The sequence below is a fragment of the Klebsiella sp. JN_Kp121 genome, from assembly GCF_040062145.1.
Lineage (GTDB): Bacteria > Pseudomonadota > Gammaproteobacteria > Enterobacterales > Enterobacteriaceae > Klebsiella > Klebsiella aerogenes.
Genome location: NZ_JBEAHX010000017.1, coordinates 1 through 10,626, shown reverse-complemented (window position 1 = coordinate 10,626; position 10,626 = coordinate 1). Strand labels below are relative to the sequence as shown.

The 10,626-nt window shown below is 57.0% G+C and carries 10 protein-coding genes; 6 read left to right on the top strand and 4 right to left on the bottom strand.

Going from position 1 to position 10,626, the window contains the following annotated elements:
• Positions 1–97: 97 nt before the first annotated feature.
• Entirely contained in the window at positions 98–2,305 is a 2,208-nt protein-coding gene (gene zntA / locus ABLU86_RS17640) for a Zn(II)/Cd(II)/Pb(II) translocating P-type ATPase ZntA (protein ID WP_348796037.1), read from the bottom strand.
• A gap of 78 nt (positions 2,306–2,383) precedes the next feature.
• Complete coding sequence (locus ABLU86_RS17635; RefSeq protein WP_015369312.1) at positions 2,384–3,010, bottom strand: lysoplasmalogenase; 627 nt, start codon at positions 3,008–3,010, stop codon at positions 2,384–2,386.
• 141 nt (positions 3,011–3,151) lie between these two features.
• On the opposite strand from ABLU86_RS17635, the gene ABLU86_RS17630 reads away from it, so the two are divergent.
• Positions 3,152–3,511 (top strand): DUF2500 domain-containing protein, encoded by a 360-nt coding sequence (locus ABLU86_RS17630; RefSeq protein WP_180244118.1) that lies wholly within the window; start codon positions 3,152–3,154, stop codon positions 3,509–3,511.
• A gap of 15 nt (positions 3,512–3,526) precedes the next feature.
• Here the strand turns inward: ABLU86_RS17630 and ABLU86_RS17625 are convergent, their stop codons facing one another.
• Both ABLU86_RS17625 and rsmD read right to left on the bottom strand, forming a co-directional pair.
• A complete protein-coding gene (locus tag ABLU86_RS17625; protein WP_015369314.1) occupies positions 3,527–3,805 on the bottom strand; it encodes a DUF1145 family protein in 279 nt (92 codons plus the stop codon).
• Positions 3,795–4,391, bottom strand: a complete 597-nt coding sequence (rsmD, locus tag ABLU86_RS17620) for a 16S rRNA (guanine(966)-N(2))-methyltransferase (RefSeq protein ID WP_015703709.1) — start codon at positions 4,389–4,391, stop codon at positions 3,795–3,797. Before rsmD ends, ABLU86_RS17625 begins: the two co-directional genes overlap by 11 nt.
• Before the next feature lie 193 nt (positions 4,392–4,584).
• On the opposite strand from rsmD, the gene ftsY reads away from it, so the two are divergent.
• From ftsY to livJ, 5 genes are all read left to right on the top strand, one after another.
• Positions 4,585–6,123 (top strand): signal recognition particle-docking protein FtsY, encoded by a 1,539-nt coding sequence (ftsY, locus tag ABLU86_RS17615; protein WP_047042958.1) that lies wholly within the window; start codon positions 4,585–4,587, stop codon positions 6,121–6,123.
• 2 nt (positions 6,124–6,125) lie between these two features.
• Positions 6,126–6,794, top strand: a complete 669-nt coding sequence (ftsE, locus tag ABLU86_RS17610; RefSeq protein ID WP_015369317.1) for a cell division ATP-binding protein FtsE — start codon at positions 6,126–6,128, stop codon at positions 6,792–6,794.
• The gene (ftsX, locus tag ABLU86_RS17605) at positions 6,787–7,842 is read left to right on the top strand and encodes a permease-like cell division protein FtsX (protein ID WP_032710034.1); all 1,056 of its coding nucleotides are present in this window, start codon (positions 6,787–6,789) and stop codon (positions 7,840–7,842) included. Before ftsE ends, ftsX begins: the two co-directional genes overlap by 8 nt.
• Before the next feature lie 255 nt (positions 7,843–8,097).
• Positions 8,098–8,952 carry an RNA polymerase sigma factor RpoH gene (gene rpoH, locus ABLU86_RS17600; protein ID WP_002920815.1) on the top strand — a complete coding sequence of 285 codons (855 nt, stop codon included), beginning with the start codon at positions 8,098–8,100 and terminating at the stop codon, positions 8,950–8,952.
• 324 nt (positions 8,953–9,276) lie between these two features.
• A complete protein-coding gene (livJ, locus tag ABLU86_RS17595; RefSeq protein WP_015369319.1) occupies positions 9,277–10,380 on the top strand; it encodes a branched chain amino acid ABC transporter substrate-binding protein LivJ in 1,104 nt (367 codons plus the stop codon).
• Positions 10,381–10,626 lie beyond the last annotated feature (246 nt).

Sequence of the window (10,626 nt, the reverse complement as noted above, 5' to 3'; positions counted from 1 at the left end):
AGCAGGGAATACCCCCGGATGGCGGCGCGTTGCGCCTTATCCGGGCTACCTAACGATCTGGAACCGTGCTGCGCGAGCAGGGAATATCTGTTCAACCTTACTTTTTACGCAATAACCGCAGGGCGTTAGCCGTTACCAGCACCGTCGCGCCGGTATCCGCCAGCACCGCCAGCCACAAACCGGTCAGGCCGAGAAGGGTCGTGACGAGGAAAATCCCCTTCAACCCTAAAGCGATGGCGATATTCTGGCGAATATTGGCATGGGTGGCGCGCGTCAGAGAAATCATCTGCGCCAGGCCGGTGAGGCGGTTATGGGTCAGCGCCGCGTCGGCGGTCTCCAGCGCTACATCGGTGCCGCTGCCCATCGCAATACCGATGGTCGCCGCTTTCATCGCCGGGGCATCGTTGATACCGTCGCCGACCATTGCCAGCGGCGCGTTGGCGTTAAGCGCCATCACCGCGTTCACTTTGTCCGCCGGCAGCAATCCGGCGCGGAACTGCAGACCCAGTTCATTGGCGATAGCCGCCGCAGCGCGCGGGTTATCCCCGGTGAGGATCACCCCTTGTACGCCCAATTGATGCAGTTCTTCCACTGCCTGACGCGCATCGTCGCGCAGGGTATCGCGCAGCGCCAGAATGCCGAGCAAGGTATCATCGCGCATCACCAGCACCACCGTCTGTCCGGCGCTCTCCAGTTGCTGGATCTGCGCCTCATGCTCAGCGGGGGCGGCCTTACTGGCCGCGCAGATTAAGATGCGGCTGCCGTTGACCTCGGCTTCTATCCCGGAACCGGCCAGCGCCCGCTGGTTGCGCGCAACGGGAATCGTCAGCTTACGCTGCTGCGCTTCGCGGACGATAGCCTGCGCCAGCGGATGACTGGAGCCTTGTTCAACTGCTGCCGCCAGCGCCAGCAGGCCGTTTTCATCAACGTCGGCGGTGGTGATAACGTGGGTGACCTGCGGTTGGCCGATGGTCAGAGTACCGGTTTTATCGAACGCCACCTGGCGCACCTGGCCCAATTGTTCCAGTGCCGCGCCGCCTTTAATCAGCGCCCCGCGCCGTGCGGCGACCGCCAGGCCGGAGGTAATCGCCGCCGGGGTAGAGATGACCAGCGCGCAAGGGCAGCCGATCAGCAGCAGCGTTAAGCCTTTATAGATCCACGGCAGCCAGGCGCTGGCGAAGAATAGCGGCGGTACGATGGCAACCAGCAGGGCGACTACCATAATGGCCGGAGTGTAGATTCGGCTGAAGCGATCGATGAAGCGCTCAATCGGCGCCCGGCGCTCCTCGGCTTCTTCAATCAGTTTGAGGATCCGGTCAATGGCGCTGTCTCCCGGTTCGGAGATAACGCTCAATTGCACCAGGCGATCGACGCTGGTGGCGCCAGCGGCTACGCGCTCGCCGGCTTTACGCTCCACCGGTACCGATTCGCCGGTCAGCGCGCTTTCGTCAAAGCTGGCAAACGGCGATAGCAGCTCGCCATCGGCCGGCAGACGCCCGCCGGCGGCGACTTCAATCACGTCGCCAGGACGCAGGTCGCGCTGGGAGACGGTCTCACGCTCGCCGTTGCGCAGGCGAACGGCGGTATCAGGTTTGAGCGCCATCAGGGCGCTTACGCCCTGACGCGCGCGGCTGGCGGCCCAGCCTTCAAGTCGTTCGCCGATCAGGAACAGCAGCAGCACCATCGCCGCTTCGGCGGTGGCGCCGATAAACAGCGCGCCAATGGCGGCGACGCTCATCAGCGTTTCGATGGCAAACCAGCTGCCGCTTTTAATTAACCGCAGCGCCTGACGGGCAACCGGCCACAGGCCGACGAGGGTAGTGGCGACAAACGCCAGTTTGCCGAACGGGTGGTTAAACTGCTCCAGCCCCCAGCTGAGCGCCATCATCACTACCAGACTCAATAACGCCAGGTTTTCCTGCAGCCATGAACCTTGCGGTTTCTCCTCCTGCGGCGCGTCAGCATCGCGCAGGGTATAACCCGCGGCGCGTACCGCGTTTTCAACCTGCGAACGGATATCGCTGTCGGCATTGACCAGCAGTTTCTCGGTGGCGAATAGTACCTGTACCTGGCTGACCCCGTCGATTTGGCGCACGGCGGTTTCCACCTTACGGGCGCAGGCCGCGCAGTCCATCCCTTCCACCTGCCAGCTATAGCGGGCGCCATTGAGCGGCTGCTCAGCGGCGGCGGTTTCTCCGGCGCAGTTATGATCGGTACAGCAGCTTTCCGCGGGCGCTGTCGCCGGGGTAAATTTGAATGACGAGAACTGGGGGACTTTTTTGTCCTGAGATTCTGGTGTCGACATGGCACCCTCCGGGTAATGATAATTTTCTCATTACCCGCAGGATACACTCTGGAGTCGACTCCAGAGTCAAGCAGTAAATTACAGATACAGTGCGCGAACGATCAGGAAGTGCCCGGCAAAGTAGAAGGCCGCGGAAATGGCGTTATCGGCGCGGAAACGACGGCGATAGTGGCTAATCAGCCAGACGGCGTTACCCAACAGCAGCGAAGCGGCGCCAAGGAAGCCGGAGAGCGCGGTATCGGTCGGCCGCACGAACCACAGTTCGCCCGCCAGCCACACCATCACCAGAGTCATACCGATAAAGGTCAGCACCGGCATGCGCATCTCTTCCAGTCGGGTCCAGATAATCGCCAGCAGCAGCGCGCCGAGCACCAGCAGTACCAGCGGCAGCGGCCAGAAGAACGAAAGCGTCATCTGGCTGGCGAACCAGATCGTATACAGCAGATGAGAGAGGAAGAATGCGCCAACCGCGTACATCACCCGCTGGCGCGGCAGCAGGGTTAACGCATCGCCGAGCAGCGAAGCGCACAAGCCCGCCAGCACCAGGTAGCTAATGGCGTTGAACATCGGCGCCTGCCAGGCTAACAGCAGCAACAGAAGCAGGGTGACCGGTTTAAAGACCCAGCGCTGCCAGGCCGGCCCACGATAGGACGCATCGACGTAAAGCCATGCGGAGAAACAGACAGCAATAAACGACCAAAGCATAGTAAGTCCCTGTATCTGTTATCATTAAATAAGCGATTACGCTTACGGTACCGGATCTCAGTGTAGTGGTTTGGGCCAGAAGATGACAACGTTATTCAATGCGCGTTATCCTTATTCCTGATAATTCTTATGGGTACGCAAATGAGTAAAGTTCCGCTATTTTTTGTGCTGGTGGTCGCGGTGATTGTGGTGGCGGCCTCGTTTCGCTACGTGCAGCAGCGCCGGGAGAAAATGGATAACGACGCCGCGCCGCTGCTGCAGAAGCGGGTGGTGGTCAGCAATAAGCGGGAAAAGGTGATTAACGATCGCCGCTCGCGCCAGCAGACGGTGACGCCAGCCGGCAGCGAGATGCGTTATGAAGCGAGCTTCCGCCCGGAAAATGGCGGTCTGGAAGTGGTGTTCCGCCTTGATGCGCCGCAATACCACGCGCTGAGCGTTGGCGACCGGGGAATGCTGAGCTATAAGGGCTCAAAATTCGTCGACTTTGTTGTCGATAACTGAGCCCTCGATTAACCGTTACTTCTTCTTCAGCGTGGCCTTCAGCTTTTTCTGCCAGGCCACCAGTTCAAATACGCCGAAGATGAAAATACGAATCTGCTCAAAGCGGCTCAGCGGCGGCGCATCTTTCGTCTGCGTCGCTTTCAACAGCGTCAGCTGCAGGCCATGCATCAGAATCATAAAAATCAGCGCCACGTTAACGAAAATATTCAGCGGTTTTGGGAAAGGTTGAAACAGGTTCAACAGCAAAAACGCCCACACGCATAGCATCAGCAGGCGGCCTAAATTAATCAGCATGGTTTTCTCCTTGTGCCTCGCGTTGATACAGCCGGTAGGCGACCTGTCCGGCGACTTTTTCGCGATACAGCTGCCAGTTTGCCGGAACCGGCGGTAGTCCGTTTTCTACTTCGCTCTCGACATAAATCAGCGCTTCATCAGCGAGCCAGTGGTTTTTTTCCAGCAGGCTGAGCGTTTCTTCCAGCAGCCCTTTGCGGAAGGGGGGATCGACGAAGACAATGTGGTGCGGCGTACCCGGCTGGCTGAGAAACGCCAGCGTGTTGGTGTTGACCACCTTGCCGTTGCTGGCTTTCAGCGTCGCGAGATTTTTTTGTAGCTGCTGCGCGACGCCGCGCTCCATCTCCAGTAGCGTGGTGCTGGCGGCATAGCGTGACAGCGCTTCCAGCCCCAGCGCGCCGCTGCCGGCGAAGCAGTCAAGGCAGTGGGCGTCGACCATCGACGGCGCCAGCCAGTTAAAAAGCGTTTCCCGAACCCGGTCGGTAGTCGGGCGCAGACCCGGGCTCTCCGGCACCGGTAATTTACGGCCCCGCCACTGTCCGCCGATAATGCGGATCTGGCCGCTGCCTGCGTGATTTGGTTTCTTCATCTCTTTGCTCAAGTCTCAACTTCCAGCCTGCTATTCTAACGATCGAAGACCATTGACGAAACCTTAATCCGGGGGCGGTGATGCGAGTTAAGTTAAGTGATAGACTATCCAACTAATTTCATCATTTTTTCAGCTTCTGAAGCGGTTGTGTCGAAGCTGCGCCATGAATAAACAGCGAGGAGTGTGGTCGCAAATGGCAAAAGAGAAAAAACGTGGCTTCTTTTCCTGGCTGGGCTTTGGGCAAAAAGAACAGGCTCAGGAAAGCGAAACAGAACAAAAAGTAGAAGAACAACAAGAGGTTGCGGAACAGGCTCCGGCGGCGGAAACGCCTGCGGAAGCCGTACCCGCGGCGGAAACGGTAAAAGAAGACCCCGAGGCCTTTGCCGCTGAGGTCGTAGAGGTTACCGAACAAGTTGTTGAAAGCGAACTGTCGCATCCGGTGGTGACCGAAGCCGTTGCACAGGAAAAAGTGGCTGAATCGCCGGCGGCGGAGGAAATTTCTGCCCCAGAGGCCGCTGTTGAAGAAGCGCCGGTTGTTCCTGCGGTAGAAGAAAAAGTCGCTGAACCGCTGGTTGAAGAGGTGATAGCCGAGCCGGTTATCGCCGAAGCGGTCGCTGAACAGACGCCGGAAGAGGTTATCGTCGCGGAGCCTGAAGTCATCGAAGATGAGCTCCTCCCGCAAGAGCCCGAAGCCGAATTAAGCGATGAAGAGCTCGAAGCACAAGCTCTGGCGGCGCAAGGCGTAGAAGAGACGCCAGAAGAAGAAGCGGAAACTCAGGAAGCGGCGCCGCAGGAGCAGGAAAAACCGACCAAAGAAGGTTTCTTCGCCCGCTTAAAACGCAGCCTGGTGAAAACCAAACAGAATCTGGGTTCCGGATTTATCAGCCTGTTCCGCGGCAAAAAAATCGACGACGATCTGTTTGAAGAGCTGGAAGAACAGCTGCTGATTGCCGACGTTGGGGTGGAAACCACGCGTAAGATTATTACCAATCTTACCGAGGGGGCCAGCCGTAAGCAGCTGCGTGATGCCGAGGCGTTATACGGTCTGCTGAAAGAAGAGATGAGCGAGATCCTGACGAAAGTTGAGGAACCGCTGAATGTTGAAGGGAAAACGCCATTTGTTATTCTGATGGTCGGCGTTAACGGCGTGGGTAAAACCACCACCATCGGTAAGCTGGCGCGTCAGTTTGAGCAGCAGGGCAAATCCGTGATGCTGGCGGCGGGGGATACCTTCCGCGCGGCGGCGGTGGAACAGTTACAGGTCTGGGGCCAGCGTAACGAGATCCCGGTGATTGCCCAGCATACCGGCGCTGATTCAGCCTCGGTTATTTTTGACGCCATTCAGGCGGCGAAAGCGCGCAATATTGATGTGCTGATTGCCGATACCGCGGGTCGTCTGCAGAATAAATCGCATCTGATGGAAGAACTGAAGAAGATTGTCCGCGTAATGAAGAAATTGGATGTCGACGCGCCGCATGAAGTCATGCTAACCATCGACGCCAGCACCGGGCAGAACGCGATTAGCCAGGCCAAACTGTTCCACGAAGCGGTGGGGCTGACCGGCATTACGTTGACTAAGCTTGACGGAACCGCGAAGGGCGGGGTTATCTTCTCAGTGGCTGACCAGTTCAGTATTCCGATTCGCTATATTGGCGTCGGCGAACGTATTGAAGATCTGCGTCCGTTTAATGCGGGCGACTTTATTGAGGCACTTTTTGCCCGAGAGGATTAAGAATGATTCGCTTTGAACAAGTCAGCAAAGCCTATCTCGGTGGGAGACAAGCGCTGCAGGGGGTGACGTTCCACCTGCAGCAGGGCGAGATGGCGTTCCTGACCGGCCATTCCGGCGCGGGGAAAAGTACCCTGCTGAAGCTTATCTGTGGTATCGAACGGCCGAGCGCCGGGAAAATTCTGTTCAGCGGCCATGATATCAGCCGCCTGAAGAGCCGCGAGGTGCCGTTCCTGCGCCGCCAAATCGGCATGATTTTCCAGGACCACCACCTGCTGATGGATCGCACCGTGTTCGATAATGTGGCGATCCCGCTGATTATCGCCGGCGCCAGCGGCGATGATATTCGCCGCCGCGTATCCGCAGCGCTGGATAAAGTCGGGCTGCTGGACAAAGCGAAAAATTTCCCCATCCAACTCTCCGGCGGTGAGCAACAGCGTGTGGGCATTGCCCGCGCGGTGGTCAACAAGCCGGCGGTGCTGCTGGCGGATGAACCGACCGGTAACCTCGATGAGGCGCTCTCGGAAGGGATTTTACGTCTGTTTGAAGAGTTTAACCGCGTAGGTGTAACGGTACTGATGGCGACCCACGACCTGGGGCTTATTTCCAGCCGTCCGTACCGTGTCCTGACGCTAAGCGACGGTCATATGCATGGAGGCCATCGGGGTGAATAAGCGCGACGCAGTGAACCAGATTCGCCAGTTCGGCAGCAAGTTCGATCGTCTCCGTAACGCCACCGGCGGCGGCAACGGCGGGCGCAATGCGCCAAAACGGTCAAAAGCGGCGCCGAACCCGGCATCGCGGAAGAGTAACGTCTTTAACGAGCAGGTGCGCTACGCCTGGCACGGCGCGTTACAGGATTTAAAAAGCACGCCGCTGGCGACCTTCCTCACCATCATGGTGATCGCTATTTCGCTGACGCTGCCGAGCGTCTGCTATATGGTCTACAAAAACGTCAACAGCGCGGCGTCGCAGTATTATCCGTCGCCGCAGATCACCGTCTATCTGGAAAAAACGCTGGATGATGATGCAGCGGCGCGGGTGGTTGGCCAACTGCAGGCGGAGCAGGGCGTTGAGAAAGTAAATTACCTGTCGCGCGATGAGGCGCTGGGCGAGTTCCGCAACTGGTCCGGGTTTGGCGGCGCGCTGGATATGCTGGAAGAGAACCCGTTGCCGGCGGTAGCGATTGTGGTGCCGAAGCTCGATTTCCAGAATACCGATTCGCTTAACACCCTGCGCGATCGCGTCTCCCGTATTCAGGGGGTAGACGAAGTGCGCATGGACGATAGCTGGTTTGCGCGCCTGGCGTCGCTGACCGGGCTGGTCGGCCGGGTGTCGGCGATGATCGGCGTGCTGATGATTGCCGCGGTGTTCCTGGTGATTGGTAACAGCGTGCGCCTGAGCATCTTCGCCCGCCGCGATACCATTAACGTCCAGAAGCTGATCGGCGCTACCGACGGTTTCATCCTGCGCCCGTTCCTCTACGGCGGCGCGCTGCTGGGCTTCGCCGGGGCGTTTTTGTCGCTGATTCTGTCGGAGATTCTGGTGATGCGCCTCTCCTCGGCGGTGACCGAAGTGGCGAAAGTGTTTGGTACTAAATTTGAACTCAGCGGCTTAGGCTTCGATGAGTGTCTGCTGATGCTAATCGTCTGCTCGATGATTGGCTGGGTCGCGGCCTGGCTGGCGACGGTGCAACATTTACGTCACTTTACCCCCGACTAAAAATTTTCTGGTATAATCTTTCCCTGCACTGAATATCTCTCTGCAGGGAAAGAGTCCCTGTTCGCCTCTTCCCTAATCTTTCATCTCCATGTCACATTTTGTGCGTAATTTACTCACAACGTTGCATGGAACTTGTGGATAAAATCACTGTCTGATACTACTGTGGGTGATATTCTCGTTGCTCATAAATGCTGGCATGTTTGTTGCCTGATGGGGACAAGATCATGTCAGACACTATCGATTGAGAGGATTTGAATGACCAAAGAAATGCAAACTTTAGCTTTAGCCCCCGTTGGTAACCTGGAATCGTACATCCGGGCTGCTAACACTTGGCCGATGTTATCGGCTGATGAAGAGCGGGAGCTTGCTGAAAAGCTGCATTACCAGGGCGATCTGGAAGCAGCGAAAAAGCTGATTCTGTCTCACCTGCGCTTTGTTGTTCATATTGCTCGTAACTACTCGGGCTATGGCCTGCCGCAGGCGGACCTGATTCAGGAAGGTAACATCGGTCTGATGAAAGCCGTACGTCGTTTCAACCCGGAAGTGGGTGTGCGACTGGTTTCCTTCGCCGTGCACTGGATTAAAGCGGAAATCCACGAATACGTGCTGCGTAACTGGCGTATCGTTAAAGTCGCAACCACCAAAGCGCAGCGTAAGCTGTTCTTCAACCTGCGTAAAACCAAGCAGCGTCTGGGCTGGTTTAACCAGGACGAAGTAGAGATGGTTGCCCGCGAGCTGGGTGTGTCGAGCAAAGACGTACGTGAGATGGAATCACGTATGGCAGCGCAGGACATGACCTTTGATATGTCGTCCGATGACGAATCCGATAGCCAGCCGATGGCGCCGGTGCTCTATCTGCAGGACAAAACGTCTAACTTTGCCGACGGCATCGAAGACGATAACTGGGAAGAGCAGGCTGCTAATAAACTGACTGATGCGATGCAGGGCCTGGACGAGCGTAGCCAGGACATCATCCGCGCTCGCTGGCTGGACGAGGACAACAAGTCCACGCTGCAGGAGCTGGCGGATCGTTATGGCGTCTCAGCTGAACGTGTTCGTCAGCTGGAAAAGAACGCGATGAAAAAACTACGCGCCGCTATCGAAGCTTAATCTTCGACTTTCTGCGCCGTAGTGAATTAAGCCTCTGCTGTTTCAGCGGGGGCTTTTTGTTTTATATCCCCGTCATACCCGTTTCCCCTCTCCGCGCGATTTGTCGCGACCTTTAGCTTCAGTCACATAACTTTTACATCTCTTGCAAATTGTTGTTTCAAATTCTGAAAAATGGGGTATGTTTTGGCATAGTGTGCTGCAAAAGCGCAGGCGGCAGACCCAAATGCAGTCATACTACACTTATTATGACTAAAAAATCAGAATAATGCGCTGACAAACAACATCACAACAAATGCAAAAACCATAATAATGGGGAGCCTCAGGATGAATATGAAGGGTAAAGCGTTACTGGCAGGATGTATTGCTTTAATTATGAGCGGTTCCGCGCTGGCGGAAGACATTAAAATTGCCGTCGTGGGAGCGATGTCCGGCCCGGTTGCCCAGTATGGCGACCAGGAATTTACCGGCGCGGAGCAGGCGGTAGCGGATATCAACGCCAAGGGCGGTATCAAGGGCAACAAACTGCAGATCGTGAAATATGACGATGCCTGTGACCCGAAACAAGCGGTGGCGGTCGCGAACAAAGTGGTGAATGACGGCATTAAATACGTTATCGGTCATCTGTGTTCCTCATCCACCCAGCCGGCGTCTGACATCTATGAAGACGAAGGCATCCTGATGATTACCCCGGCGGCAACCGCGCCGGAGCTGACGGCGCGCGGCTATAAGCTGATTCTGCGCACCACCGGTCTCGACTCCGATCAGGGCCCGACGGCGGCGAAATATATTCTCGGCACGGTGAAGCCGCAGCGCATCGCTGTGGTTCATGACAAACAGCAATATGGCGAAGGGCTGGCGCGCTCAGTTCAGGAAAACCTGAAGAAAGGCGGCGCCAACGTGGTGTTCTTTGACGGGATCACCGCCGGTGAGAAAGATTTCTCTACCCTCGTGGCGCGCCTGAAGAAAGAAAATATCGACTTCGTCTACTACGGCGGTTATCACCCGGAAATGGGACAGATCCTGCGCCAGGCGCGCGCAGCCGGTCTGAAAACCCAGTTTATGGGCCCGGAAGGCGTGGCTAACGTTTCCCTGTCTAACATCGCCGGCGAGTCGGCAGAAGGCCTGCTGGTCACCAAACCGAAAAACTACGATCAGGTTCCGGCGAACAAACCGATTGTGGATGCTATCAAAGCGAAGAAACAGGATCCGAGCGGCGCCTTCGTGTGGACCACCTATGCGGCACTGCAGTCGCTGCAGGCGGGGTTAAATCAGTCTGAAGATCCGGCGGAAATCGCGAAATACCTGAAAGGGGCGAAGGTGGATACCGTCATGGGGCCGCTGTCGTGGGATGAGAAAGGCGACCTGAAAGGGTTCGAGTTCGGCGTGTTTACCTGGCATGCTAACGGTACGGCAACCGACGCCAAATAATTTAACCGGCGCCTTTCACGCCGCAGATGCGTTGTCTGCGGCCCTCAACCCCGGTCACTTACTGATGTAAGCTCCCGGGGATTTCGGGTCTTGACGCCTTCCTGCAACGCGAAATGCTGGGTTAAATGTGAGGGCGCCTTTCACGCCGCAGATGCGTTGTCTGCGGCCCTCAACCCCGGTCACTTACTGAAGTAAGCTCCCGGGGATTTCGGGTCTTGACGCCTTCCTGCAACGCGAAATGCTGGG